Annotated in this window: 27 protein-coding genes and 1 tRNA gene; 11 read left to right on the plus strand and 17 right to left on the minus strand. The window is 71.7% G+C overall.

Annotated features, from left to right (window positions below; translation table 11 throughout):
• The first annotated feature begins 23 nt into the window (after nt 1-23).
• The gene (locus tag RFN52_RS16420; RefSeq protein WP_184847245.1) at nt 24-1,691 is read left to right on the plus strand and encodes a penicillin-binding transpeptidase domain-containing protein; all 1,668 of its coding nucleotides are present in this window, start codon (nt 24-26) and stop codon (nt 1,689-1,691) included.
• Nucleotides 1,692-1,700: 9 nt separating this feature from the next.
• Here RFN52_RS16420 and RFN52_RS16425 read toward each other — a convergent pair whose 3' ends face one another.
• Complete coding sequence (locus RFN52_RS16425; protein ID WP_184847247.1) at nt 1,701-2,066, minus strand: SsgA family sporulation/cell division regulator; 366 nt, start codon at nt 2,064-2,066, stop codon at nt 1,701-1,703.
• A 168-nt stretch (nt 2,067-2,234) separates the two neighbouring features.
• On the opposite strand from RFN52_RS16425, the gene RFN52_RS16430 reads away from it, so the two are divergent.
• The 6 genes from RFN52_RS16430 (at nt 2,235) to RFN52_RS16455 (ending at nt 7,060) form a co-directional block, all read left to right on the plus strand.
• Nucleotides 2,235-3,314: an energy-coupling factor ABC transporter permease gene (locus RFN52_RS16430; protein WP_184847249.1), complete on the plus strand. Its 1,080-nt coding sequence runs from the start codon at nt 2,235-2,237 to the stop codon at nt 3,312-3,314.
• 1 nt (nt 3,315) lies between these two features.
• Nucleotides 3,316-4,077: a cobalt ECF transporter T component CbiQ gene (gene cbiQ / locus RFN52_RS16435; protein WP_184847251.1), complete on the plus strand. Its 762-nt coding sequence runs from the start codon at nt 3,316-3,318 to the stop codon at nt 4,075-4,077.
• The gene (locus RFN52_RS16440; RefSeq protein ID WP_184847253.1) at nt 4,065-4,832 is read left to right on the plus strand and encodes an energy-coupling factor ABC transporter ATP-binding protein; all 768 of its coding nucleotides are present in this window, start codon (nt 4,065-4,067) and stop codon (nt 4,830-4,832) included. Before cbiQ ends, RFN52_RS16440 begins: the two co-directional genes overlap by 13 nt.
• A gap of 10 nt (nt 4,833-4,842) precedes the next feature.
• Nucleotides 4,843-5,304, plus strand: a complete 462-nt coding sequence (locus RFN52_RS16445; protein WP_184847255.1) for a MarR family winged helix-turn-helix transcriptional regulator — start codon at nt 4,843-4,845, stop codon at nt 5,302-5,304.
• Nucleotides 5,305-5,406: 102 nt separating this feature from the next.
• Nucleotides 5,407-5,853 carry an organic hydroperoxide resistance protein gene (locus RFN52_RS16450; protein ID WP_184847257.1) on the plus strand — a complete coding sequence of 149 codons (447 nt, stop codon included), beginning with the start codon at nt 5,407-5,409 and terminating at the stop codon, nt 5,851-5,853.
• A gap of 43 nt (nt 5,854-5,896) precedes the next feature.
• Nucleotides 5,897-7,060 (plus strand): serine hydrolase domain-containing protein, encoded by a 1,164-nt coding sequence (locus RFN52_RS16455; RefSeq protein WP_184847259.1) that lies wholly within the window; start codon nt 5,897-5,899, stop codon nt 7,058-7,060.
• Here the strand turns inward: RFN52_RS16455 and RFN52_RS16460 are convergent.
• The 4 genes from RFN52_RS16460 to RFN52_RS16475 all read right to left on the minus strand — a co-directional run bounded on the left by RFN52_RS16460 (nt 7,057) and on the right by RFN52_RS16475 (nt 8,992).
• Complete coding sequence (locus RFN52_RS16460; protein WP_184847261.1) at nt 7,057-7,332, minus strand: DUF1876 domain-containing protein; 276 nt, start codon at nt 7,330-7,332, stop codon at nt 7,057-7,059. The two genes, RFN52_RS16455 and RFN52_RS16460, sit on opposite strands and share 4 nt — an antisense overlap.
• Before the next feature lie 72 nt (nt 7,333-7,404).
• Nucleotides 7,405-8,250, minus strand: coding sequence for an EamA family transporter (locus tag RFN52_RS16465; protein WP_184847263.1), 846 nt, complete (start codon nt 8,248-8,250; stop codon nt 7,405-7,407).
• Nucleotides 8,247-8,762: a YbaK/EbsC family protein gene (locus tag RFN52_RS16470; protein ID WP_184847265.1), complete on the minus strand. Its 516-nt coding sequence runs from the start codon at nt 8,760-8,762 to the stop codon at nt 8,247-8,249. The genes RFN52_RS16465 and RFN52_RS16470 overlap by 4 nt, the downstream gene beginning before the upstream one ends.
• 44 nt (nt 8,763-8,806) lie before the next feature.
• Nucleotides 8,807-8,992 carry a hypothetical protein gene (locus RFN52_RS16475; protein WP_102910814.1) on the minus strand — a complete coding sequence of 62 codons (186 nt, stop codon included), beginning with the start codon at nt 8,990-8,992 and terminating at the stop codon, nt 8,807-8,809.
• A 90-nt stretch (nt 8,993-9,082) separates the two neighbouring features.
• Between RFN52_RS16475 and RFN52_RS16480 the strand changes: the two genes are divergently transcribed.
• Nucleotides 9,083-10,225, plus strand: coding sequence for a glutathione-independent formaldehyde dehydrogenase (locus tag RFN52_RS16480; protein WP_184847267.1), 1,143 nt, complete (start codon nt 9,083-9,085; stop codon nt 10,223-10,225).
• A gap of 121 nt (nt 10,226-10,346) precedes the next feature.
• Here the strand turns inward: RFN52_RS16480 and RFN52_RS16485 are convergent, their stop codons facing one another.
• On the minus strand, nt 10,347-12,554 hold the full coding sequence (locus tag RFN52_RS16485; protein WP_184847269.1) for an MMPL family transporter: 2,208 nt from the start codon (nt 12,552-12,554) through the stop codon (nt 10,347-10,349).
• A gap of 97 nt (nt 12,555-12,651) precedes the next feature.
• On the minus strand, nt 12,652-13,251 hold the full coding sequence (locus RFN52_RS16490) for a TetR/AcrR family transcriptional regulator (RefSeq protein WP_184847271.1): 600 nt from the start codon (nt 13,249-13,251) through the stop codon (nt 12,652-12,654).
• A 155-nt stretch (nt 13,252-13,406) separates the two neighbouring features.
• On the opposite strand from RFN52_RS16490, the gene RFN52_RS16495 reads away from it, so the two are divergent.
• Nucleotides 13,407-16,643 (plus strand): S41 family peptidase, encoded by a 3,237-nt coding sequence (locus RFN52_RS16495; RefSeq protein WP_184847273.1) that lies wholly within the window; start codon nt 13,407-13,409, stop codon nt 16,641-16,643.
• 66 nt (nt 16,644-16,709) lie between these two features.
• Here the strand turns inward: RFN52_RS16495 and RFN52_RS16500 are convergent, their stop codons facing one another.
• From RFN52_RS16500 to RFN52_RS16515, 4 genes are all read right to left on the minus strand, one after another.
• The gene (locus RFN52_RS16500) at nt 16,710-16,928 is read right to left on the minus strand and encodes a hypothetical protein (protein ID WP_184847275.1); all 219 of its coding nucleotides are present in this window, start codon (nt 16,926-16,928) and stop codon (nt 16,710-16,712) included.
• 76 nt (nt 16,929-17,004) lie between these two features.
• Nucleotides 17,005-17,889, minus strand: coding sequence for an SDR family oxidoreductase (locus tag RFN52_RS16505; protein WP_184847277.1), 885 nt, complete (start codon nt 17,887-17,889; stop codon nt 17,005-17,007).
• The gene (locus RFN52_RS16510) at nt 17,886-18,809 is read right to left on the minus strand and encodes an alpha/beta fold hydrolase (RefSeq protein ID WP_184847280.1); all 924 of its coding nucleotides are present in this window, start codon (nt 18,807-18,809) and stop codon (nt 17,886-17,888) included. The genes RFN52_RS16505 and RFN52_RS16510 overlap by 4 nt, the downstream gene beginning before the upstream one ends.
• Nucleotides 18,806-20,329, minus strand: a complete 1,524-nt coding sequence (locus RFN52_RS16515; protein WP_184847282.1) for a flavin-containing monooxygenase — start codon at nt 20,327-20,329, stop codon at nt 18,806-18,808. Before RFN52_RS16515 ends, RFN52_RS16510 begins: the two co-directional genes overlap by 4 nt.
• Before the next feature lie 155 nt (nt 20,330-20,484).
• On the opposite strand from RFN52_RS16515, the gene RFN52_RS16520 reads away from it, so the two are divergent.
• A complete protein-coding gene (locus RFN52_RS16520) occupies nt 20,485-21,102 on the plus strand; it encodes a MerR family transcriptional regulator (RefSeq protein ID WP_184853913.1) in 618 nt (205 codons plus the stop codon).
• On the opposite strand, the gene RFN52_RS16525 is transcribed toward RFN52_RS16520, so the two are convergent.
• Nucleotides 21,099-21,902, minus strand: coding sequence for an exodeoxyribonuclease III (locus RFN52_RS16525; RefSeq protein ID WP_184847284.1), 804 nt, complete (start codon nt 21,900-21,902; stop codon nt 21,099-21,101). The genes RFN52_RS16520 and RFN52_RS16525 overlap by 4 nt on opposite strands.
• 60 nt (nt 21,903-21,962) lie before the next feature.
• On the opposite strand from RFN52_RS16525, the gene RFN52_RS16530 reads away from it, so the two are divergent.
• Nucleotides 21,963-22,439: a GNAT family N-acetyltransferase gene (locus RFN52_RS16530; protein WP_184847286.1), complete on the plus strand. Its 477-nt coding sequence runs from the start codon at nt 21,963-21,965 to the stop codon at nt 22,437-22,439.
• A 255-nt stretch (nt 22,440-22,694) separates the two neighbouring features.
• Here the strand turns inward: RFN52_RS16530 and RFN52_RS16535 are convergent.
• The 5 genes from RFN52_RS16535 to moaC all read right to left on the minus strand — a co-directional run bounded on the left by RFN52_RS16535 (nt 22,695) and on the right by moaC (nt 25,891).
• A tRNA-Ala gene (locus RFN52_RS16535) sits at nt 22,695-22,768 on the minus strand.
• An 82-nt stretch (nt 22,769-22,850) separates the two neighbouring features.
• The gene (sepX, locus tag RFN52_RS16540) at nt 22,851-24,068 is read right to left on the minus strand and encodes a divisome protein SepX/GlpR (protein WP_184847288.1); all 1,218 of its coding nucleotides are present in this window, start codon (nt 24,066-24,068) and stop codon (nt 22,851-22,853) included.
• Between the two features lie 172 nt (nt 24,069-24,240).
• Nucleotides 24,241-24,867, minus strand: coding sequence for a GNAT family N-acetyltransferase (locus RFN52_RS16545; RefSeq protein ID WP_033312126.1), 627 nt, complete (start codon nt 24,865-24,867; stop codon nt 24,241-24,243).
• Between the two features lie 17 nt (nt 24,868-24,884).
• On the minus strand, nt 24,885-25,385 hold the full coding sequence (locus tag RFN52_RS16550) for a MogA/MoaB family molybdenum cofactor biosynthesis protein (protein ID WP_184847290.1): 501 nt from the start codon (nt 25,383-25,385) through the stop codon (nt 24,885-24,887).
• Nucleotides 25,382-25,891: a cyclic pyranopterin monophosphate synthase MoaC gene (gene moaC, locus RFN52_RS16555; RefSeq protein ID WP_051814844.1), complete on the minus strand. Its 510-nt coding sequence runs from the start codon at nt 25,889-25,891 to the stop codon at nt 25,382-25,384. The genes RFN52_RS16550 and moaC overlap by 4 nt, the downstream gene beginning before the upstream one ends.
• Nucleotides 25,892-25,952: the final 61 nt, after the last annotated feature.

Below are 25,952 nucleotides of genomic sequence, written 5' to 3' on the forward strand. Positions count from 1 at the left end.
GAATCTCGGAGGAACGGACAGCAGTGGGCAACAGAAGGCGCGTCGCCGAGCGACGGAAGACCAGACCTGCCGTGATCGGCGGGATGATCGCCGTGGTCGTCGTGGGCGCCGGGGCCGGTGCCTACGCGCTGTACGGCGGTGGCGCCGCCGCCGACGACGGGACGCGGGCCTCGGACCAGAAGGCCAAGGTGAAGACGGGCCCGCTGTCCCCGGCCGAGGTCAACACCACCGCCCGCGCCTTCCTCACCGCCTGGCAGTCCCAGAAGGCCGACCGGGCCGCCGCGGCCACCGACGACACCTCCGCGGCCCGGTCGCTGCTCACCGGCTACACCAAGGACGCCCACATCAAGGACGTCACCCTCACCCCGGGCAAGCCCACCGGCGACAAGGTGCCGTTCTCCGTCAAGGGCACGGTGTCCTACAAGGGCACCGACAAGCCTCTGGCGTACGACAGCGCCCTGACCGTCGTGCGCCGCACCTCCGACGGAAAGCCGCTGGTCGACTGGCACGCGGCGGTCGTCCACCCGGATCTGCGGGACGGCGACACCCTGGTCACCGGCGCGGCGGGCACGCCCCCGGTCAAGGCGCTCGACCGGGACGGCGGTGAACTGACCACCAAGAAGTACGCCTCGATCGGCCCGATCCTGGACGGCCTGCGCGAGAAGTACGGCAAGGAGGCCGGCGGCAAGGCCGGCATCGAACTGCGGGTGGTGCGCGGGAAGTCCGCCGAGGCGAAGGACCTCTCCGACAAGACCCTGCTGGAGCTGAGCGAGGGCACGCCCGGCACGGTGAAGACCACGCTGGACCCGGCCCTCCAGGAGGCCGCCGAGAAGCAGGTCGCCAAGAAGGCCAAGTCGTCCGTGGTCCTGCTGCGGGTGTCGACCGGCGAGATCCTGGCCGCCGCCAACGCCTCCCCCGGCTTCAACACCGCCTTCCAGGGCTCTCTGGCCCCCGGCTCCACGATGAAGGTCATCACCTCGTCGCTGCTGATCGAGAAGGGCCTGGCCTCGGCGGACAAGAAGCACCCGTGCCCGAAGTACTTCACGTACGGCCACTGGAAGTTCCAGAACGACGACAAGTTCCAGATCAAGAACGGCACGTTCAAGGCGAGCTTCGCCCGCTCCTGCAACACGGCCTTCATCAGCCAGGCCCCGAAGCTGAAGAACGACGACCTGACCAAGGAGGCCCAGCAGGTCTTCGGCCTGGGGCTGAACAACTGGGCGATCGGGGTGCCGTCCTTCGACGGGGCGGTGCCGGTGCAGTCGGCGGCCCAGATGGGTGCCTCGCTGATCGGGCAGGGCGGCGTTCGCATGAACCCGCTGAACATGGCGTCGGTGTCGGCGACGGTCAAGGCCGGCACCTTCCACCAGCCGTACCTGGTCTCCCCGGACGTGGACGGGCGCAAGCTGGCGAAGGCCGCGCGCACGATGCCGGCGAGCGCCCTGTCCCAGCTGCGTGAGCTGATGGCGTACACCGCCGCGTACGGCACGGCCGCGGAGGCGATGTCCGGGGTCGGCGGGGATGTCGGTGCGAAGACCGGGTCCGCCGAGGTCGACGGGCAGAAGAAGCCGAACGGCTGGTTCACGGCCTACCGGGGCGACCTGGCCGCCGCGGGCGTGGTCCAGCAGGGCGGGCACGGCGGTTCGACGGCCGGTCCGATCGTGGCGGCCCTGCTGAAGGCGGGCGGCTGAGCGCGGGGCTCAATGAGTGACGGGTTCCGCGGCGGCCATATACGTCCGCCGCAGGAACCGCAGCAGCGCCTGCTGCTCGAACTGCACCACCGACACCCCATGCGCGGAGTGGAACTCCACCACGACCTGCACCCGGCCGCACGGCCACACCCGCACCTCGCCGCTCCCGACGGGGGCCCGCAGCCCTTCCTCCAGCAGCTCGCGGCTGAACACCCACTCGCCTCCCCCGGCTCCCGGCAGCACCATGCGCACCTTCCGGGGATCGTGGTCGGGGTCGTACCGCAGGGTGACCGGAACCGCCTCCAGCTCGTCGACGAGCGGCACGGCCGCGTCCGAGACGATGTGGGCTCGCGCGTACTGCTCGACTACGGACATCGGACGGCCCCTTCACCGTGCGCAATCCGAGTGGAAACTGTGCGTCCACTCCCCCTCCAATGTCGCATATTTTCCGGATTGCGCTTCTGGAGCCGGATATATCACGGGTGAGATAAAACGAGCATCACGCTCTTGCAAACCATTCGCATCAAGCCACATCATCGAACGGTGCATGTACCTGACGGATTCATCAACGCGCCCACCTCCGCCGCCACCGGTGTGATCGCCGCGGGCGCCATCGCCGTGAGCCTGCGCGGCGCACGCCGCGAACTCGACGAGCGCACGGCGCCGCTGGCCGGGCTCGTGGCGGCGTTCATCTTCGCCGTGCAGATGCTGAACTTCCCCGTCGCGGCGGGGACCAGCGGCCATCTCCTCGGCGGTGCGCTGGCGGCGATACTCGTCGGCCCCTACACCGGGGTCCTGTGCGTCTCCGTCGTCCTGCTGATGCAGGGCATCCTGTTCGCGGACGGCGGTCTGACCGCGCTGGGCGTGAACATCACCAACATGGCGATCGTCACGACGGTCGTGGCCTACGCCCTCTTCCGCGGCCTGGTGAAGGTTCTGCCGCGCACCCGCCGGTCGGTCACCGCGGCCGCCTTCGTCGCGGCCCTGGTCTCCGTCCCGGCCGCCGCGCTCGCCTTCACGCTGATGTACGCGATCGGCGGCACCACCGACGTCTCGATCGGCAAGGTCGCCACCGCCATGATCGGCGTGCATGTCCTGATCGGCATCGGCGAGGCCGTGATCACCGCTCTGACCGTCGGCGCGGTCATCGCCGTCCGCCCGGACCTGGTGTACGGGGCGCGCGGCCTGACGCAGAAGCTCAAGCTGCGGGTGAACGGCGAACTGGTCGACGCCCCCGACGCCGAGCCCGAGCCCGTTCCCGCCGCCGCCCGGACCTCGCACCGCAAGGTGTGGGCCGCCGGTCTGGTCGCCTCCCTGCTCCTGGCCGGTTTCGTCAGCTTCTACGCCTCGGCGAACCCCGATGGCCTGGAGAAGGTCGCCACCGACCACGGCATCGACAAGAAGGCCGAGGAGCACGCGGTGGCCGACTCCCCGCTCGCCGACTACGGCGTCAAGGACGTCGACGACGCCCGCCTGTCCGGGGGGCTGGCTGGTGTCATCGGCGTAGGCGTCACGGTCGTCGCGGGCACCGGCGTGTTCTGGGCGGTGCGCCGCCGCCGCACGGACGACACCTCCCCGTCGGAGACGTCGAACGCGACGAGCACGACGAGCACGAGCGTCTGACATGGGAGCAGGGCACGCGCACAAGCTGTACCGGCACGGGCACTCGCCCGTGCACGGGCTGCCGCCGCACACCAAGCTCGCCGCCGTCTTCGCCTTCGTGGTCGTCGTCGTGTCGACGCCGCGCGAGGCGATGTGGGCGTTCGGGCTGTACGCCGTGCTGCTCGGGGCCGTCGCGTACGTCGCGCGCGTGCCCGCCGGCTTCCTGCTCCGGCGGCTGCTGATCGAGGTGCCCTTCGTCGCGTTCGCGGTGCTCATGCCGTTCGTGGCGGAGGGCGAACGGGTCGACGTCCTCGGCCTGTCCCTGAGCGTCAACGGCCTGTGGGGCGCCTGGAACGTGCTCGCCAAGGGCACGCTCGGGGTGGCGGCCTCGGTGCTGTTGGCCGCCACGACCGAACTGCGCGAACTGCTGCTCGGCCTCCAGCGCCTCAAGCTCCCGCCGCTGCTCGTGCAGATCGCGTCCTTCATGATCCGCTACGGCGACGTCATCACCGACGAGATGCGGCGCATGCGGATCGCCCGGGAGTCCCGCGGCTTCGAAGCCAGCGGCGTCAAGCACTGGGGCGTGCTCGCCAAGTCGGCCGGCGCGCTCTTCATCCGCTCCTACGAGCGCGGCGAGCGGGTGCACCTGGCCATGGTCAGCCGTGGATACGCCGGTTCCATGCCCGTCATCGACGAGGTGACCGCGTCCCGGGCGCAGTGGTCGTACGCCCTCGCCCTCCCCTGCGCCGCGCTGCTCGTCTGTCTGCTGGGATGGACCCTGTGACTGCTTCTCTTGAGGTCTCGGGCCTCGCGTTCGCCTACCCCGACGGGCACCAGGCCCTCTTCGGCGTCGACTTCTCGGTCGCGCGCGGTGAGCGCGTCGCGCTGCTGGGGCCGAACGGCGCCGGCAAGACGACCCTCGTACTGCACCTCAACGGCATCCTGACCGGCGGCGCCGGCACGGTGAAGGTCGCCGGGCTGCCCGTGGACAGGCGCAACATGGCCGAGGTCCGGCGCCGGGTCGGCATCGTCTTCCAGGACCCGGACGACCAGCTGTTCATGCCGACGGTCCGGGAGGACGTGGCGTTCGGGCCCGCGGCTGCCGGGCTGAAGGGCCCGGAGCTGGAGGAGCGCGTGCAGCGGGCCCTGGAGCGGGTCGGCATGGCGGAATTCACGGACCGGCCCCCGCACCACCTCTCCTTCGGGCAGCGCCGCCGGGTGGCCGTCGCGACCGTGCTGGCGATGGAGCCGGAGATCCTCGTGCTGGACGAGCCGTCGTCCAACCTCGACCCGGCCTCGCGCCGCGAACTGGCGGACATCCTGCGCTCCCTGGACGTGACCGTGCTGATGGTCACGCACGACCTGCCGTACGCCCTGGAGCTGTGCCCGCGCTCCCTGATCCTCAGCGACGGGGTGATCGCGGCCGACGGGCCGACCGGCGAGCTGCTCTCCGACGAGGAGCTGATGCGGGCCCACCGTCTGGAGCTGCCGTTCGGCTTCGATCCGCGTTCCGTCCCGGCGGCTCCGGCCCGTCCGTGACAATGGCCGCGTGACGAACGAGGAGAGCACCGGACCACCGCTGCTGGACGACCAGCTGTGCTTCGCGCTGTACGCCGCCCAGCGCGCGGTGACGGCGGCGTACCGTCCGCTCCTCGACGAGCTGGGCCTCACCTACCCCCAGTACCTGGTGCTGCTGGTCCTCTGGGAGCGCGGTGAGACGACGGTGAAGGAGCTGGCCTCGGCCCTGCGCCTCGACTACGGCACGGTCTCGCCGCTGCTGAAGCGGCTGGAGGCGGCCGGTCTGGTCCGGCGTGAGCGGTCGGCCCGGGACGAGCGGTCGGTGCTCGTGGCCGTGACCGGACGCGGGGAGGAACTCCGGGAGCGGGCGGGGCGGGTGCCCGGCGCGCTGGTCGCGGCGACGGGGCTCGACGGGACGGAGGCCGGGCGGCTGCGTGCGGAGCTGTGGCGGCTGGCCGAGCGGGCGGAGTCGGCGGCGGCCCGGGCCCGCTGAGAGTTACCCCCGGTTGCATACCCCCTGGTATGACAGGTCGATTACCGGCCAGTACCTTGTGCACGATGCATTTGTGCGCACTTGGTTCCGGGGGAGGACAGCATGACTGACGGCCCCGCCGTCGACACCCGCCCGACGAAGATCATGTTCGTGGCGGAGGCCACCGCCCACGGTGGTCGCGACGGCTATGTCACCAGCCAGGACGGTCAGATCGACCTCAAGGTCGCCATGCCCCCGCAGCTCGGCGGCGACGGCAACGGCACCAACCCGGAACAGCTCTTCGCGGCCGGCTACAGCGCCTGCTTCCACAACGCCCTGATCCTCGTCGGCAACCGCGAGGGCTACGACCTGACCGGCTCCACGGTCGCCGCGAAGGTCGGCATCGGCCCCAACCAGCAGCGCGGCTACGGCCTCGCGGTCGCCCTCAGCGTCTCCCTGCCGGTCGTCGACGCCGACCTCGCGACCAGGCTGGTGGACGCGGCCCACGAGGTCTGCCCGTACTCGAACGCGACCCGGGGGAACATCGACGTGACCATCCTGCTTGGCTAGAGGGGAGCACCACGAGCACAGCGGCGAGACGAGGAGTACGGGCGTGGACGTGCACGGCACAGTGGCCGAGGGCTTCGAGCCGGTGAGGGACGCGTTCGTACGGAACTTCGCGACGCTCGGGGACCGGGGCGCGGCGGTCGCCGTCTACCGGGACGGGCAGAAGGTCGTCGACCTGTGGGGCGGCACCAGGGACGTCGACGGCACGGCCCTCTGGGAGCGCGGCACCGCCCAGGTCGTGCGCTCGGCGACGAAGGGGGTCGCCGCCGCCGTACTCCTGCTGCTGCACCAGCGCGGACAGCTGGACCTGGACGCGCCGGTCGGGCACTACTGGCCGGAGTTCAAGGCGCGGGGCAAGGAGCGGGTGCTGGTCCGGCACGTGCTGAACCACCGGGCCGGGCTGCCGGTCCTCGACCGGCCGCTCACCCCGCAGGAGGCGCTCGACCCGCTGAAGGGCCCGGAGGCCGTCGCCGCGCAGGCCCCCGTCTGGGAGCCCGGCACCGACCACGGCTACCACGCGCTCACCTACGGCTGGCTGCTCGACGAACTGGTGCGGCGCGTGACCGGGCAGGGCACCGGACAGTGGCTCGCCTCGCAGGTCACCGGCCCGCTGGGGCTGGACCTCTGGCTGGGCCTGCCGGAGTCGGAGGCCGGCCGGGTCGGCCGGGTGGGCCGCGTCGAGGGGGCCGAGCCGACCGGGGGTCTGCGGGCCCGCCCGAAGCGCTCGGTCACCGAGGCCTACGAGGACCCGGCCTCCCTCACGCGCCGGGCGTTCGCCGCGATCTCCCCGTTCCCGGACCAGAACGACCCCGCCTACCGCGCGAGCGCCCTCCCGGCGACGAACGCCATGGCGACGGCGGACGGACTGGCCCGCTTCTACGCGACCCTGATCGGCGACACGGCCGGCGCCCCGCGCCTGTTCACTCCGGAGACGGTGGAACTGGCCCGGGCCGAGGAGTCGGCGGGCCCCGACCGGGTCCTGGTGGTCGGCACCCGCTTCGGCCTCGGCTACATGCTGCACGGCAGCGCGTCACCGCTCCTCACTCCGGGCTCCTTCGGCCACCCGGGGCGCGGCGGCGCCCTCGGCTTCGCCGACCCGGAGACGGGGATCGCCTTCGGCTACGTCACCAACGGCTTCCGCAAGACCGTGACGGCGGACCCGCGGGCGCAGGGGCTGGTGCGGGCGGTACGGGGAGTGCTGAACCTCTAGACGTGGATGGGGTGCGAGGTCCGCCCGGAGGCCTGGTCGATCTCCTCGTGGGCTTTGGTCAGCAACTGCATGGCGAGTTCGTTGAGCGCCCTCGCCCCGGCGATCTCCTCCCCGACCCTCGGCTGATTGGCGTCGGTCCGGTGCCGGCTCGCGTGGCCGTGCGCCCGTACCTCACTGCCGTCGGGCAGACGGACCATCGCGGCCGCTCGCGTGTGCTGGTCGTCCTCCGTGAACTCCATCTCGACGTGCCACCCCACGGTGGTGTGCATCATGACGATCACCTCCGGAACGCTTAGTTCCAGGGTGCTCCTCACGCGGGCCGGACGCACCCGCCTGACGGGCCCCTATCCGGAGTGCAGCATCAGCCCTATGCCGACGACCAGCAGCCCGGCCGCCGCGATCCTCGGCGCGCCGAACCGCTCCTTGAAGAAGACGGCCCCGATGGCCGCGCCCACGATGATCGACGACTCGCGCAGCGCCGCGATGGGCGCGAGCTCCGCCCTGGTCTGGGCCCACAGGACGAGGGCGTAGGCGGCGACGGACAGCGCGGCGCCGAGCAGCCCGACCGCGGCGAAGGGCCGGAGCAGGGCGACCGTTTCGCCGCGCCAGCGCCATGCCGCGTAGGCCGGGATGACGACCCCCTGCACCGCCATCAGCCAGGCGATGTACCCGAGGGAGGACCCGGAGGCCCGCACGCCCAGCCCGTCGACCACGGTGTACACCGCTATGGTCAGCCCGGTCGCCAGGGCCGCTCCGATCGCCGCCCAGTCGGGCCGCCGCCCGCGCAGTCCCCACAGGGCGACGCCGGTGAGGCCCGCGCAGGACAGGGCGATCCCGGCGGCGGCCCACCCGTCGGGCACCTCGTGTGCGAAGAGGGCGGCGAGCAGGGTCACGACCAGCGGCGCGGTGCCCCGGGCGATGGGGTAGGCCTGTCCGAAGTCGCCCAGCCGGAAGGACTTCATCAGCAGGGCGTAGTACGCGATGTGGACGGCTGCGGAGGCGAGCAGATACGGCCACGCCCCGGCCGCCGGGAACGCCACGAACGGTGCCAGGGCCAGCCCGATGAGGACCCCGCCGCCCGAGATCAGCGCGAAGCCGGCCAGCTTGTCGGTGATCTTGTGGGCGATGGCGTTCCAGCTGGCGTGGGTGACGGCGGCGAGCAGGACGGCGGCGGTGACCAGAGGGGTCACGCGGTGCGCTCGCGCACGTCCACCAGGGTGCCGTCGGCGTGGGCCACGAGGTCCTCGGGGGCCATCGGGAACACGGCGTACGGCGTCCCGGCCGCGGCCCAGACGACGTCGTGCTCCAGCAGGGACCGGTCGGCGAGCACCCGGGTCCTGGTCTTGTGCCCGAAGGGCGGTACCCCGCCGATGGCGTACCCGGTGGTCTCCCGCACGACGTCCACCTTGGCGCGGGTGACCTTGTCGGCGCCGAGTTCCTTGCGGACCAGTTCGAGGTCGACCAGGGAGGCCCCGTCCATGAGCACGAGCACCGGGACACTGTCCGCGGCGAAGATCAGCGACTTGCAGATCTGGCTCAGCTCGCACCCGATCGCGGCGGCGGCCTCGGCGGCGGTACGGGTGGCATCCGGGAACCGGCGGACCTGTCCCACGAGATCCCCGAGCCCGAGCGCCCGCAGGGCCTCGGCGAATCGGGGGTGGGCTCCGGAGCCCTCGGCGTCAGGGGCGGCTGTCGTCGTCATGCCCTGCACGCTAGTGGTACGTGTACGGGACACGCGAGGTCGTTTCAGCCGGTGGCGTCCTCGGGCCGGACGTCCGCGAACTCCCACCAGGCGAGCGGCAGCCAGTCGCCGTCGACGAAGCCGTCGACGGATCCGCCGGTGCCCTGGATGGCCACGCGGGTCCCGACCGGGTAGGTGGTGCCGGACAGTCCGGAGACCGCCACGAGAAGTGTGCCGATACGACGAGACAAAGCCCTACTTCCTTTCTCCTCTGCGTGCAAATCATCTCATCATGCACCAGCCTGGTATATGAGCCACAGCACAGACGGAGGTGCTTGACGATGAGGGCTGTCGTATACAAGGGGCCCTTCGAGGTAGCGATAGAGCAAGTGGAGGATCCACGGATTCAGCACCCGAACGATGTGCTCGTCCGGGTCACGTCAACAGCCATCTGCGGCTCCGACCTGCACATGTACGAGGGCCGCACGGCCGCGGAGCCGGGCATCGTGTTCGGCCACGAGAACCTCGGCGTGGTCGAGGAGACAGGAGAGGGGGTCACCACTCTCAGCAAGGGCGACCGGGTGGTCATGCCGTTCAATGTGGCCTGCGGGTTCTGCAAGAACTGTTCGGCGGGCTTCACGGGCTTCTGCCTGACGGTGAACCCGGGTTTCGCGGGCGGCGCCTACGGCTACGTCGCGATGGGGCCCTATACCGGAGGCCAGGCGGAGTACGTCCGGGTCCCGTACGCCGATTTCAACTGCCTGAAGCTCCCGGAGGGCACCGAGAAGGAGACCGACTTCGTGCTGCTCGCGGACATCTTCCCGACGGGCTACCACGGCAACGAACTGGCCGACGTGCGCCCCGGTGACTCGGTCGCCGTGTACGGCGCCGGTCCGGTCGGGCTGATGGCCGCCTACTCCGCGATGCTGCGCGGTGCGAGCAAGGTGTTCGTGGTCGACCGGGTGGCGGAACGTCTGCAGAAGGCCGAGGAGATCGGCGCGGTCCCGATCGACTTCTCCCAGGGCAACCCGGCGGAGCAGATCAAGGAGCAGACCGGCGGCGAGGGGACCGACAAGGGCATCGACGCGGTGGGCTACCAGGCCCAGGCGCAGGGCGAGGACCGCGAGGAACCGGCGATCGTTCTGAACTCCCTGGTCGAAACGGTCCGGCCGACGGGCGCGCTCGGCATCCCCGGCCTGTACGTCCCGAGCGACCCGGGCGGTCCGGACGAGCAGGCCAAGAAGGGCATGCTGATGGTGTCCGTCGGGCGCCTCTTCGAGAAGGGGCTCCGCCTGGGCACCGGGCAGTGCAACGTCAAGCGGTACAACCGCCACCTGCGGGACATGATCATCGCGGATCGCGCGAAGCCCAGCTTCGTCGTCTCGCACGAGCTGCCGCTCGACCAGGCTTCGTCGGCGTACGAGAAGTTCGACAAGCGCGTCGAGGGCTACACGAAGGTGGTTCTCCACCCACAGGCGGCGTAAGGAGCCCGGGCAGAGCCGGTCGGAACATCCGGGCCGCCTCGGCGTACCCGCCCGGAAGAGGCCGGTGAGGGTCCCCGTCCCCACGGGGCCCTCACCGGCCGGTTCGTGCAGGGGGGGCCCGTCAGACGCGGGCCGGCTCCCTGTCCTCGTCGCCGCGGCCGGTGCGGGTGCGCAGGCCCTCGCCCTCCACGTCCACGTTGGGCAGCGCGCGGTCGAGCCACCTGGGCAGCCACCAGGCCTTGCGGCCGAGGAGGGCCAGGACGGCCGGGACGATGGCCATGCGGACGACGAACGCGTCGAAGAACACCGCGATCGCGAGGCCGAAGCCGATCATCTTGACCATGGACTCGGACGAGCCGATGAAGCCGGCGAAGACGGCCATCATGATGACCGCGGCGGCGGTGACGACCCGGGCGCCGTGCCGGAACCCGGTGACCACGGCCTGGGCGGGCTTCTCGCCGTGGACGTAGGCCTCCCGCATCCGGGTCACGAGGAACACCTCGTAGTCCATCGCGAGGCCGAAGACCACGCCGACCATGAAGATCGGCATCATCGACATGACCGGCCCGGTCTGCTCCACGCCCATCAGGCCGGACAGCCAGCCCCACTGGAAGACCGCGACGACCGCGCCGAGGGCCGCCATCACCGACAGCAGGAAGCCGAGGGCCGCCTTCAGCGGGACCAGGATCGAGCGGAACACCACGATCAGCAGGAGGAAGGCCAGCCCGACGACCAGCACGAGATACGGCACCAGCGCGTCGTTGAGCTTCTCGCTGACGTCGATGTTCATCGCCGTGCTGCCGGTGACCAGGACGTTCGCGTCCGTGTCGGCCTTGATTCCCGCGCCCGCGTCCCGGATGCCGTGCACCAGGTTCTCCGTCGTGACGGAGGACGGCTTGGAGCCGGGGATCACGGTGATGGTGGCGGTGTCACCGGCCTTGTTGGGCTGCGCCGGGGTGACCGTGACGACGTCCTTCAGGCCCTTGATCGCGTCGCCGGTCTCGGTGAAGACCGCCTTGGGGTCGTCGCTGTCCTTCGCGTCGACGACGACCATCAGCGGGCCGTTGAAGCCAGGACCGAAGCCCTCGGACAGCAGGTCGTAGGCGCGGCGCTGGGTGGTGGAGACCGGCTGGGAGCCGTCGTCGGGCAGGCCCAGTTCGAGGGAGGTCGCCGGGACGGCGGCCGCGCCGAGGCCGATGACGCCGAGCAGCAGGACCGCGACCGGGCGGCGGACGACGAAGCTCGCCCAGCGCGTGCCCAGGTTCGGCTTGGCCGGCTTGTCCTGCTTCTTCGCCCGGCCGAGGAGCTTGCCCTTCTCCCCCATCGGCTTCACCTTGCGGCCCGCGTAGCCGAGCAGGGCCGGGACCATCGTCAGGGCGATCAGCACCGCGATGGCCACCGTGCCCGCCGCCGCGATGCCCATCTTCGTCAGCATGGGGATGTTGACGACGGACAGGCCCACCAGCGCGATGACCACGGTCAGACCCGCGAAGACCACCGCGGACCCCGCCGTGCCGGCGGCCCGGCCGGCCGCCTCCTCGCGCTCGCGGCCCTCGGCCAGTTCGGCGCGGTAGCGGGAGACGATGAACAGGGCGTAGTCGATGCCGACGGCCAGGCCGATCATCATCGCGAGGGTGGAGGTGGTCGAGCCGAGGTCCAGCGCACTGGCCAGGCCCGTGATCGCGGAGACGCCGATGCCCACGCCGATGAGCGCCGTCAGCAGCGGCAGCCCGGCCGCGACCAGCGAGCCGAAGGTGATGACCAGGACGACCGCGGCGACCGCGATGCCGATGATCTCGCTGGAGCCGGTGTGCGGAACGGCCTGGAGCGCGTCACCGCCGATCTCGACGGTCAGCCCGGCCTCGCGCGCGTCCTGCGCACTGTCCTTGAGGGCGTCCTTCGCCGCGTCGTCCAGCTCCATGCCGGAGACCTTGTACGACACCTGCGCGTACGCGATCGTGCCGTCCTTGCTGACGGCCTTCGCCCGGTACGGGTCGGTGACGCGGACGACCTCGGAGCCGTCGGACAGCTCCTTCACCGTCTCCTGGACCGTCGCCTTGTTGCCGGGGTCGGTCATCTTCTCGCCGCTCGGCGCCTTGAAGACGACGCGTGCGGTGGCTCCGTCGGCGCTGGTGCCGGGGAAGCGCTGCTCCAGCAGGTCGAAGGCCTTCTGGGCCTCGGTGCCGGGGATGGAGAACGAGCTGTTGCCCGCGGCGGGGGCACTGGCCGCGCCGACACCGGCGAGGGTCAGCAGCGCCACCCATATCAGGGCGACGAAGTGCCGCCGCCGGAACGAGAGCCGGCCGAGTTTGTAGAGGAAAGTGGCCACGAGGGCGTACTCCCGGTCAGTCGTGGGGTGTTCAGGGCAGGGGTGATCGGCCCGACGACGTGAGCGGATACGTCAGGTAGGGGCTGGCTGAGGGGGACTACTCGGTGGGCACGCCGAGGGCGGGGAGGACCACGGCGTCGATGTACGAGAGGAGGAACCGCTGCGTCGGAGGCTGGTCGTCGATCAGCGTGCGCGTCGCGAACGCGCCGATGAGCATGTGGACGACGTAGTCCAGGGCCGGGCAGTCGGCGCGGACCTCGCCTCTGTCGACGGCCCGCTGCACCACCCGGTGGAACTCCTCCATCTCCGGCTCCACGAGGAGTTCCTTGAACGCCTGGAGGAGGTCGGGGTTGGCGTGCACCGCCATGAACAGGCCCCGCATCAGCGCGGCGTTCTGCTGCATGGTGCAGTCGTCCTCACGGGAGGTGAGGGCGTGCAGGTCGCCCCGCAGGGAACCGGTGTCGATGTCGGCGATGTTGCCCGGCTTGTTGTGCCGGATCGCCTTCGCCACCAGCTCCGGCTTGCCGCCCCACTGGCGGTAGAGGGTGGCCTTGCTGGACCGGGTGCGCGCGGCCACGGCGTCCATGGTGAGGGCGTCGTAGCCGACTTCGCGGAGCAGGTCGAGCACGGCCGTGTAGAGCTCGGCCTCACGCTCGGGGGTGATCCGACTGCGACGCGCGGCGGCGACCTCAGTCATCTCGCTCACCTTCCTGACTCCGAACGACACGGTTTCGTACGCCACGAATGTAGCGCACCACTCATGAAAACGAAACCGTTTCGTACGTGTGCTGGGTCACGGGCGCGCTTTTGCCTTGAGTTGCCCTGGTCCGTCCCCCGGCAAAGCATGAGGACGTGACCTATCTGCGTCTGCCGCACCTCCATGACGACCTGCTGTGCTTCGTGGCCGAGGACGACCTCTGGCTCGCCCCGCTCGACACCCCCGGCCGGGCCTGGCGGCTCACCGTCGACCGCACCAAACTGGGCCACCCCCGCTTCTCGCCCGACGGCCGCCACCTCGCCTGCACGAGCTGGCGCAGCCTGGTGCCCGAGGTCCACGTCGTCCCGGTGGACGGGGGCCCGGGCCGCCAGGTGAGCCACTGGGGCAGCGCCGACACCCGGGTCTGCGGCTGGACCCCGGAGGGCGAGATCCTGGCCGTGGCCTCGCACGGCGAGCCCTTCTCCTACTTCACCTGGGCCTACAAGATCTCCCCCGACGGCGACCCGGGCCGCAAGCTGCCCTGGGGGCCGGTCTCCGACATCCAGGTCGCCGACGTGGACGGGGAGCGCAAGTCCCTGCTCCTGACCGGCACCCCGCCGCACGAACCGGCGTCCTGGAAGCGCTACCGCGGCGGGGCGACGGGCCGGCTCTGGCTGCACGGCGAACGGCTACTCGAAGGCATCGGCGGCCATCTGCACTCCCCCCTGTTCGTCGGCGGCCGCATCGCGTTCCTCTCCGACCACGAGGGCGTCGCCAACCTCTACTCGTGCGCCTACGACGGCTCGGACCTGCGCCGGCACACCGACCACGACGCCTTCTACGCCCGGCACGCCGCGAGCGACGGCACCCGGGTGGTGTACCAGTGCGCGGGCGACCTGTGGATCGTCGACGACCTCTCCCCCGGCTCCGGCCCGCGCCGGCTGGACGTACGCCTCAGCGGGCCGCGGGCAGGGCGGCGCCCCTACCAGGTGGCGGCCTCCCGGCACCTCGACGGGCTCTCCGTCGACGAGACCGGGCGGGCCAGTGCCGTCGTGGTGCGCGGCAGCCTCTACTGGCTGACCCACCGGGACGGCCCCGCCCGCACCCTCACCGACACCCCCGGCGTCCGGGTGCGGCTGCCCGAGATGCTCGGCGCGAGCGGGCGCGTGGCGTACGTGACGGACGCGGAGGGCGAGGACGCCGTCGAGATCGCCTCCCTGCCCCGGGCGAGCGGCGAACGGGCACCCCGGCGTCACGCTCCGGGCGCGCTGGGCCGGGTGCGCGAACTGGTCTCGGACCCGGAGGGCCAGCGGCTGGCGGTCGCCTCGCACGACGGCCGGCTCCTCCTCGTCGACGTCACGGAGGACTCCGACGGGGAGGTCACCGAGCTGATCCGGTCGGTCAACGGGCCCGTGCACGACCTCGCCTTCTCCCCGGACGGGGCGTGGCTGACCTGGTCCCACCCGGGCATCGGGCGGACCCTGCGGCAGATCAAGATGGCCCGGCTCGCCGACCGGCTGATCGTCGACGTGACCAACGGCCGCTTCGAGGACGAGAACCCGGTCTTCACCCGCGACGGCCGCTACCTCGCCTTCCTGTCCTGGCGCGGCTTCGACCCCGTCTACGACGTGCACACCGGCGACCTGTCCTTCCCGCTGGGCTGCCGCCCGTACCTCGTGCCGCTGTCCTCCGCGACGCCCTCCCCGTTCGCGGTGAACCCCGAGGGCCGCCCGGCCGCCGGGGGCCTGGACCCGGTGGAGGACGACGACGATGGCGACAACGGGGCCGTGACCGTCGAGGTCGAGGGGCTGGAGAGCCGCGTCACCCCGTTCCCGGTGGCCGCCTCCAAGTACTCCGCGCTGCACCCGGTGGCGGGCGGCGGGCTGGTGTGGCTGCGCTGGCCGATCTCGGGCGCCCTCGGCGAGACGTTCGCCAACCCCGACGACACCACCGGCCGGCCGACCCTGGAGCACTTCGGCATCACCAAGGCCAGGAAGACCGAACTCGCCCAGCACCTGGACTGGTTCGCCGTCAGCGGCGACGGCAGCCGGCTGGTGATCGTCGACGAGGGCGAACTGCGCGCGGTGCCGGCCAACGAGCCGGGCGACAGCGACTCCACCGTGTGGATCGACGCCCGCCGCATCCTGCACACGGTCGACCCGGCGGCGGAGTGGCGGCAGTCGTACGAGGAGGCCGGGCGGCTGATCCGGGCCCACTTCTGGGATCCGGGCATGTGCGGCATCGACTGGGACGGGGTGCTCGACCAGTACCGCCCGCTGGTCGAACGGGTCGCCTCCCCCGACGAGTTCGCCGACCTGCTCCGCGAGGTCCTCGGCGAACTGGGCACGTCCCACGCCTACGTCACCGCCGCCCGGCGCAACGAGGGCCCGCCGCACTACCAGCGCCGGCAGGGCCTGCTGGGCGCCAACTTCGTACGCAGGGACAGCGGCTGGGCGGTCAAACGGATCCTGCTCGGCGACTCCTCCGACTCCAAGGCCCGCTCCCCACTGGCCGGTTCGGGCATCCGGGAGGGCGCGGTCCTCACCCATGTGGACGGCCGCCCGGTGGATCCGGACGCGGGCCCCTACCCGCTGCTGGCCGGCGCGGGCGGTACGACGGTGGAGCTGACCTTCGACCAGGCCGAGGGCACGGGCGCGGGCCCCGCCCGGCGGGTCGCCGTCGTCCCGCTCGTCGACGAACGGCCGCTGCGCTACCAGGACTGGGTGGCCAAACGCCGTGCCGTGGTACGCGAGTTGAGCGGCGGCCGCTGCGGCTACCTGCACATCCCCGACATGGGCGGCTCGGGCTGGGCACAGTTCAACCGCGACCTGCGCATGGAGGTGTCCCGGCCTGCCCTGATCGTGGACGTGCGCGGCAACGCCGGCGGTCACATCAGCGAGCTGGTCATCGAGACGCTGAGCCGGACCATCCTGGGCTGGGACCTGACCCGCGACGCCCAGCCGGTGTCGTACACCTCGAACGCGCCACGCGGCCCGGTGGTGGCCCTGGCCGACGAGGCGACCTCCTCCGACGGCGACATGATCACCGCCGCGTTCAAGCTGCTGAGGCTCGGCCCGGTCGTGGGGCAGCGCACCTGGGGCGGGGTGGTCGGTATGACCGGCCGGCACGAACTGGGCGACGGCACGGTGATCACGGTGCCGATGAACGCGGCCTGGTTCGACGCCTACGGCTGGTCGGTGGAGAACAAGGGCGTCTCCCCCGACATCGACGTCCTGCGCACCCCGCTGGACTGGGCCGAGGGGCGGCACGCCCAGCTGACCGACGCGGTGGAGCTGGCGCTCGGACTGCTGGAGAGCAACCCGCCGGCGACGCCGCCGACCTACAGCGACGTACCGGACCGCTCCCGCCCGAAGCTGCCGCCCAGGAGCTGAACGCCCTGCTCGTACGGGAAAGGGGCGTCCCGCACGGGGACGCCCCAGTCCGCTCAGCACGCAACGTCAGGCGTCGAAGTCCTGGTCGAAGCGGTCCTCCTGCTCGCGCTCACGGTCGCGGTGCGGCTCCGTGCGCTCACGGTCGCGCTGCGGCCGCGAGGGGTCCATGTCCTCGTCGCGCCGGCGGTCGCGGCCCGGCACCTGCTCACGAGCCTGCTCCGCCTTCTGGCGAGCCTGGTTCTGCCACTGCTCGGACTTCTCCTGGAACTGGTCCTTCATACCCATGTGGGTTCACTCCCGTTGGGGGTGAGGGGATCTGGCTCGATCAGATTCACACGGGCCGTGACGCTGCGCATGTCGATCACTTACGGAGCGTAGTTCGCTGCTGTTCATCGGCCTCGCCACCCGCCCCGACCAGGCCTGTGCGCATGCCCGTCAGCCGGTCCGCGAACCGCCGCATCTCGCGCTGGCCCACCGTCCCGATGACGCCGGGCAGATAGCCGCGCACGCCCTGCATCCCGCGCAGCCACCACTGCCCGTACACATGGCTCGACCGGCGCTCGATCCCCTCCACGAGCCGGTCCACGGCCGGCCCCAGCGGGTAGGTCTTGTTGGACGGCCAGGGCAGCCGCTGCCTCAACTCCCGCATGACGTCGTCCTGGTCGGCCCCGCGCACCATGTCGGTGTCGGTCCACGACAGATATCCGACGCCCACCTTCACTCCCCGGTGCCCGACCTCGGCCCGCAGGCTGTGCGCGTACGCCTCCACACCGGACTTGGACGCGCAGTACGCGGTCATCATCGGCGCCGGGGTGATCGCGGCGAGGGACGCGATCTGCAGCAGATACCCCCGGCTCTCCAGCAGCGACGGCAGGAAGGCGCGGCCGGTCACCGCCGAGCCGATCAGGTTGACCTCGATCACCCGCCTCCAGGACTCCGGATCGGAGTCGGCGAAGGGACCGCCGGTGGCGACACCGGCGTTGGCGACGACGATGTCGACCCGCCCGAAGCGCTCCTTGACCTCGCTCGCGACCCGGGTCATCGCCTCGTGGTCGGTGACGTCGGCGTGCCAGTGGTCGCTGTCGCCGTGCAGCCGCCCGGAGACCTGCTTGAGCCCGTCCGGCTCCAGGCCGACCAGCGCCACCTTCACCCCGCGCGCGGAGAGCTTGCGGGCCAGCAACTCCCCGACGCCGCGCGCCGCCCCGGTCACCACGGCGACCTTGCCTTCGAGGCTCACCCTGCTCATGCGCTCTCCTCGGATACGACCTGGATGTGTGTGCGGACCAGTTCCCGGATGGTGCCGGTGACCGGTTCCGGCGCCTCGACGGGCGTCATGTGGCCGATGCCCGGCAGTTCGACGATGCCGGTACACCGCGGCAGCGCGGCGGCCAGGGCCCGGCTCTGCCCCGGCGGCGTCAGCCGGTCCGCCGTCCCGACGATCACGGCCGTGGGCACGTCCAGCGCCCGCACGCCGTGGTCGAGGTCGAGCAGATCCAGCACCTGCGACCATGCGTGGCGGACCTTGCGGGGGCAGGCGTGCACGATCCGGGCGCACGCCTCGATCATGTCCGGGGCCGAACCGGGGCCCATCGTCCCGTACTTCAGGATCCGGCGGGCCAGCGGTGTGACCGGCCCGAGCGGGGCACGGGAGCCCAGGATCCGCCGGGTCAGCCAGGTCCGCACCGGCCCGGCCCGCAGGGGGACGACGGTGGACGCCGCGACCAGCTGCGAACTGCCCGTGCTGCACAGCAGGACCGCCGCCGCATGCGCACGGAACGCGGCTCTGGCGGACGCCGCCATGACGGTCATCCCGCCCATGGAGTGCCCGGCGACCACGGCCTGTTCGCCGGGCGCGAGGGTGGCCTCCAGTACGGCTTCCAGATCGTCGGCGAGCGCGTCGGGGCTGCACGCGGGGCTCGCCGGGCTGCGCCCGTGGCCGCGCTGGTCGTAGGCGATGACCCGGTGGTCCGCGGCCAGGTCGCGGATCTGCGCGGCCCAGAAGGCGGTGGAGCAGGTCCAGCCATGGGCGAGGACGACAGCGGGGGCGCCCTCGGGCCCGTGGACCTCGACGTGCAGCCGGGCGCCGTCGGCGGAGACGGCGGTCAGTTCACGCGCCGGGGCGGGCGGGGCGTAGGGGCCGGAGTCGACGTGCAGGAGGCGGCTCACGCTTCCACCCCGGCCTTCTCCTGTGCGATGCCCTTCACGGCCGCGGGAGCCCGCAGGACGTCGTACTCCGCGAGGTCGATGCGCCGCGTGGCCCGCCGGAACTCGCCGGTCGTGCCGGGCCAGATGGTGGTGTTGCGGCCGCTCGCGTCGAGGTACCAGCTGGTGCAGCCGCCGGTGTTCCACACGGTGCGCTTCATGCGCTCCTGCACCCGGTGGTTCCAGGAACGCACCGCGTCGGGGCGGGCGTCGAGGGCCACCCGGCCGCCGAGTACGTCGAGTTGGCGGACGTAGTCGGCCAGGTAGTTCAGCTGCGACTCGATCATCAGGATCATCGAGGAGTTCCCGAGGCCGGTGTTGGGCCCGATGATCGTCATCCAGTTCGGGAAGCCGGCCGCGGAAGCGCCGCGCAGGGCCTCCATACCGCCCTTCCAGGTCTCGGCGAGGGTCCGCCCGTCGGCGCCCACGACCCGCTCTGCGATGGGCATGTCGGTGACGTGGAAGCCGGTGCCGAAGACGATCGCGTCCACCTCGGCCTCGCTGCCGTCGGCGGCGACCAGGGTCGACCCGCGGACCTCGGCGAGCCCGCTCGCGACCACGTCCACGTTGGGCTGGGCGAGCGCGGGATAGTAGTCGCTGGACAGCAGGATCCGCTTGCAGCCGATGCGGTAGTCCGGGGTCAGTTTCGCCCGCAGCGCCGGGTCCTTGACGGAACGGGCCATGTTGCGCCGCGCCAGCTCCTCGACGAGACCGAGCTGCTTGGGGTGCTTGGTGAACGCCTGGACCTGCAACTCCCGGATGCCCCACAGCAGCCCGCGCCTGAGCTGCGAGGTGAAGGGCAGCTGCCGGTGCAGCCACCGCTCGGCATCGCTGATGTTGCGGTCGACGCGGGGCATCACCCAGGGCGGCGTGCGCTGGAACAGGGTCAGGTGCGACACCTCGGGCTGGATGGCGGGCACGATCTGGGCGGCCGAGGCCCCGGTCCCCACCATGGCGACACGCTTGCCGCGCAGGTCGCAGTCGTGGTCCCAGCGGGCCGAGTGGAAGGCCTCGCCCGGGAAGGAGTCCAGCCCCGGGATGTCCGGGATCTTGGGGTCCGACAGCGGCCCGGTCGCCGATACGACCAGGTCCGCCGACAGGCTCCCGCTGCTCGTCTCGATGTCCCAGCACAGCCGTTCGGCGTTCCAGCTCATCCGCTTCACCTCCGAGTCGAAGCGGATGTGCGGACGCAGCCGGAACACGTCCGTCACGTGCTCCAGATAGGCGCGGATGTGCTCCTGCCCCGAGAAGGCGCGCGGCCAGTCGGGGTTGGGCGCGAAGGAGAACGAGTACAGATGGGACGGCACGTCACACCGGCACCCCGGGTAGCTGTTGTCCCGCCAGGTCCCGCCGACACTGCTCGCCCGCTCCAGGACGACGAAGTCGGTGACGCCCTCGCGGCGCAGCCGCACGGCGGCCCCCAGCCCGCCGAACCCGGACCCGACCACCGCGACCCGCACATGCTCGTGTTCGCGCTCGCCCATGCCGACACCTCCACACACCACGAGAACCATGCCAGTGAACACTGGCGCAATGGGAGCGTAGGGCAGCGGCGTACTGATGGGTAGGGGGCGGGACGAGGAAAGTTACCCCTGGTACGCCTTAAGGTGCCCAGGTGGCCGAGAAGCGTGAATACCGCATGGAAGAGCTGGCCCGCCTCGCCGGGATCACGGTGCGCACCCTGCGCTTCTACCGCGAACGCAAACTGATCCCGCCACCCCGCCGCGAGGGCCGCATCGCCTGGTACGACGACCAGCACCTGGCCCGGCTGCGCACGATCTCGGCCCTGCTGGAGCGCGGCCACACCCTCAGCGGCATCGCGGAACTGGCGGAGGCCTTCGACCACGGCCGCGACGTCGGCGACCTGCTCGGCGTCGGCGGCCCCACCGAGGAGGAACCGGTCCACCTCACCCCCGAGGAACTCGCCGACCACTTCGCCGGCGAGGCCACCCCGGAGAACCTCGCCGCCGCCATGGAACTCGGCTACCTCGGCACCGACGGCGGCGAGATCGTCCACGTCAGCCGCCGCCTCCTGGACGTCTCGTCCGCCCTGGTCCACGAGGGCATCCCCCTCGCGGAGGTCCTCGCCGCGGCCCAACAGGTCCGCACCCACGCCGACGCCCTCGCCGAACTCTTCACCACCCTGGTCCTCCGCCACGCCTCCCCGGAGGACCTGCCCCGCCTGCGCCCACTGGCCCGCAGCGTGGTGGAGGCGGAACTGTCGTTGGCGCTGGACCGCAGGATGCGGAAGCCCTAACGGTCGTAGACGACGGTCACCGGCGCGTGGTCCGACCACCGCTCCGTGTGCGTGGCGGCCCGCTCCACGAACCCCTTGACCGCCCGCTCGGCGAGCCCCGGGGTGGCCACGTGGTAGTCGATCCTCCATCCACTGTCGTTGTCGAAAGCCCGCCCCCGGTACGACCACCACGAGTACGGCCCCTCGCTGTCCGGGTGGAGCGCGCGGACGACGTCGACGTACCCGCCGTCCTCGGGAGTGAGGACCCGGGTCAGCCACTCCCGCTCCTCCGGCAGGAACCCGGAGTTCTTCTGGTTGCCGCGCCAGTTCTTGAGGTCGGCCTGCTGGTGGGCGATGTTCCAGTCTCCGCAGACGAGCACCTCGCGCCCCTCGGCGGCGGACCGCTCCCGCAGCCCCTCCAGGTAGGCGAGGAACTCGCCCATGAAGCGTTCCTTCTCGTCCTGCCGCTCGGTGCCGACCTCGCCGGAGGGCAGGTAGAGGGACGCGACGGTGACGCCCGGCAGGTCGATCTCCACGTACCGTCCGCTGCCGTCGAACTCTTCCGAGCCGAACCCGGTCTGAACCCGGTCGGGCCGGCGGCGGCTGTAGAGGGACACCCCGGCCCGCCCCTTGGCGGCGGCCGGCGCGTGCACGACATGCCACCCCTCCGGCGCGCGGACGGACCCGGGCAGCTGCTCCGGCTCGGCACGCACCTCCTGCAGGCACAGCACATCGGCTTCGGTCTCGGCCAGCCACTCCACGAAGCCCTTCTTCGCGGCGGCACGCAGCCCGTTCACATTCACAGTGGTAACAGTGAGCACCCGGGCACGATACCGGCACCCTGGACGGGGTCCAGTTCCGGATCGAATACGGTAGCGGCCATGCACATACGCCGGGTCTCCTTCGACCACCCCGACGCCGTGAAGCTGAACGACCAGGTCCAGGCCGAGTACGTCGTCCGCTACGGCGACGACGGCGACGCCACGCCCATGGCCGCCGCGGACTTCGACCCGCCCAACGGCACCTACCTGATCGCCTACGACGAGCACGGCACCCCCGTCGCCTCGGGCGGCTGGCGTGCCCAGGACACCAACGACGAGGGCAACCTCGACGGCGACGCCGAGCTGAAGCGCATGTACGTGGTCGACGGCATGCGCGGCCGGGGTCTGGCCCGGCGCATCCTGGCCGCCCTGGAGGAGGACGCCCGCGCGGCCGGCCGTGTCCGCATGGTCCTGGAGACCGGCACCGAGCAGCCGGAGGCCATAGCCCTGTACACGTCCAGCGGCTACGAGCCGTGCGCCAAGTTCGGCTACTACCGCTTCCACGACGCGAGCCGCTGCTTCGCGAAGCGACTCTGATCAGGCGGCTGACGAGGGCTCAGCGGCCGTCCCGGCCGCGGCCCTTGTCCGGCTCCGCGCGCTGCCGCCACCACTCGGTCACCGAGCCGCTCTCGCCCCGCCGGTGCGGCGGCGCCGGCGCCCGAGGGGTTCCATCCCGGGCAGGACGGCGGCTACGGCGTCGGCAACGATGCCCTGGCCGAGCTTGGGCAACGGTGTGGCGCTGAACACACGTCAGAGCCCCGGTCGGTTTCCCGACCGGGGCTCTGAGCTGCGTGGACCTGAGGGGATTTGAACCCCTGGCCCCCTCGATGCGAACGAGGTGCGCTACCGGACTGCGCCACAGGCCCTTGCAACGAGTGAAACTTTAGCACCCCGATCGGCCTGCTTGGAAATCCGTTCCCCAGGGGCGGTCACCTGCGGCTTCGCGGCCTACTCGTTGGCGGCCCGGGGGCGCTCCCCGTCCTCGTACTGGTCGAAGAGCGGGGTGCGGCCGCGCTCGCGGGCTCGTCGGGCGGAGGCCGCGCGGCGGGCGTCGGTGCGTCCGTCGCCGTCGTCGTCGCCCGCGTCCTGGGCGGGGGCCTGTGGCTCGCCCGGGTGGTCGGCGGCGGACTCGCTCTCCGCGTTCGGGGTGACCGCGCTCGACCGGGCCGAGCTCCAGGTGTCGGGGGCGCCGAGATCCACGTCACTGGTGGCCCGCGGGGCGACCGGGGCGGTCACGTACGTCGGCAGGGGCACCGGCACCGGCTCCCAGCTGTCGCCGCCCTGCCCGGGCCGCCGCTGCCGCTCGCGCTGCTGGTCGACCCACTCCGCGTGGTCGGTCTGCTCGACGAGGGCGCGGCGGTCCGCCGCGAGGGCCGACAGGCCGGGGTCGGTCACCGGCTCGGGTCCCTCCTCCGGTTCGTCGCTCTCCTCGTCGGCGAGGGTGCGCCGGCGGGGCTGGCGCTGCCGCTCCCGCAGGCGCTGGGCCGCGGCCTCGGCCATGCGGCGGTCCATCTGGTAGGCGAAGCGGCGGCGCTCCTGGGAGCGCAGGTACGCGATGTAGACGCTGAGCATGACCGCGGGCACGCCGGGCGCCCACAGGAAGGCGAGCCCTCCGACCGCGGCGACGATCGCGCCGAGGGTGAAGGCGAGGAACAACATGGTGGTGGTGCGCCGGCGGCGCGCGAGCACCTTTGAGCGCCGGGCTCGTGCCGCGGCCGCCTGGTTCGCCGCTGCCGAGGCGTTGCGCCGGGCGGCGGGGACCCGTTCCCGTGGGCGCCCGGGCGTCGCCGCGTGCGGTGCGGGCGACTGGCGGGCCGGGGGTTCGGGGGCCGACGGGCGGGCCGGCTGTTCCGGGCCGGGCGAGGGTACGGGTGCCTGGGTCTGGGGACGGGTCTTGGACACGGCGAAGGCCCGGACGTCCACCGAGTCGGTGACGGCGTCCGGGTCGTCGGCGTCCTGCTCCCCCTCGTCGGTGGAGCGCGCCCGCAGGTCCTTGGCGTACCGGCGCTCCATCCCCGCCCGTCCGGACAGCAGCCGGATGGCGGTGCTGAAGCGTTCCGTCGGACGGGCCTCGTTCAGCTCGTCCTGCCTACGGAGCCACATCGGCACCAAGTAGGCGGCCCAGGCCCCGACAATGACTGCGTAGATGAGGCCGCTGCTGCTCACGCCTCACACCGTAGAGGGGTTTGCGTGAGGCCATCTGCCAATTGAGCCGGTGTGTCGCACGATCTGGCTGATATTTCGAACTTTTCTTGTGATCGATGCGATCAGCAGACCGCCCAGGCCGGGAATTCATTGCCCCGAGATGGTCACCGGCCGATCATTTTCGAACACTTATTCAATTTCCGGGGTGGTGCCGCATTCCCGGATTACTCTGCGATCGTGCCCGCTGCCAGCGCCTCAGCAGCCCGTCCGGCACCTCTTCCGCGGTGAGGGCGAAGACGAGATGGTCGCGCCAGGCCCCGTCGATGTGGAGATAACGCGGCCGCAGCCCCTCCTCGCGGAATCCGAGTTTCTCCACGACCCGGCGGCTGGGCCCGTTCTCGGGGCGAATGCAGACCTCGATGCGGTGCAGTCCGACGGTGCGGAAACAGTGGTCGGTGACGAGCGCCACCGCCGTCGGCATCACGCCGCGGCCGGCCACCGCCTCGTCCACCCAGTAGCCGACGTGGCCCGAGCACATCGAGCCCCAGGTGATCCCGGCGACCGTCAACTGCCCGACCAGCCGCCCCTGGTACTCGATGACGAAGGGCAGCATCCGGCCCGCGTTCGCCTCCGACCGCAGATGGCGGACCATCTGGCGAAAGGTCGGGCGGTGCGTCATCGGTCCGCCGGGCGTGGGGGGCGGGATCGTCGCCTCCCAGGGGCGCAGCCAGTCGCGGTTGCGCCGGTTGACCTCGCGCCATGCCCGCTGGTCGCGCAGCTTTATCGGCCGAAGGACGATGTCGCCGTCCACCAGCTCCACGGGCCAGGAGGGGCTGTTCAGCTCGCACCCCCGCTACCGGGTCTGGGGTGGTCGCCGCCCCGGAGCTGATCGACGGCGTGGACGAGCAACGGCTCCAGGACGGCGAGGCCGTCCTTCACACCGCCGCTGGAGCCGGGCAGGTTGACGATCAGCGTGCCGCCCGCCACTCCGGCCAGGCCCCGCGAGAGGGCCGCGGTCGGCACCTTCTCCCGGCCGAACGCCCGGATGGCCTCGGCGATGCCCGGCACCTCGTGGTCGATGACGCGGCGGGTCGCCTCGGGGGTGCGGTCGGTGGGCGAGATGCCGGTGCCGCCGGTGGTGACGATGACGTCGTAGCCGGCGTCGACACCGGCGCGCAGGGCCGCCTCGACCGGGTCGCCGTCGGGGACGACCTGGGGGCCGTCGACCTGGAAGCCGAAGCGTTTCAGGCCGTCGGAGACCATCGGGCCGCCCTTGTCCTCGTAGATCCCGGCGGCGGCCCGGTTGGAAGCCGTGATCACCAGAGCGCGATACGTCATGCCCGGCTCCAGTCGCCCGACTTGCCGCCCGTCTTCTCCTCCACCCGTACGTCCGTGATGACCGCTCCCTTGTCGACCGCCTTGACCATGTCGATCACGGTGAGCGCGGCGACGGAGACCGCGGTGAGGGCCTCCATCTCGACACCCGTGCGGTCCGTCGTCTTCACGGTGGCGAGGATCTCCACGGCGTCGTCCGCGACCGACAGGTCCAGTTTCACACCGGACACCGACAACGGGTGACAGAGCGGGATCAGATCGGGGGTGCGTTTGGCGCCCATGATCCCGGCGATCCGCGCGGTCGCGAGGGCGTCGCCCTTGGGGACGCCCTCGCCGCGCAGCAGCTCGATCACGCGGGGCGAGACGAGGACACGTCCGCTGGCGCGGGCGGTGCGCGCGGTCACGTCCTTCTCCGACACGTCGACCATGCGGGCGGCGCCCGCCGCGTCGATGTGCGTCAGCCGGTCCTGGGTGGGGCCGTCCTGCGGGGGTGGGTCCTGCGTGCTCATGCTGTGTGGCGCTCCCGGTCCGGGCCCGTCGCGGTGCGGCGCAGGGCCTGTTGTGCGCGAC

Origin of the sequence: Streptomyces collinus, from assembly GCF_031348265.1 — a bacterium.
In the GTDB taxonomy this organism is placed as follows: Bacteria; Actinomycetota; Actinomycetes; order Streptomycetales; family Streptomycetaceae; genus Streptomyces; species Streptomyces collinus.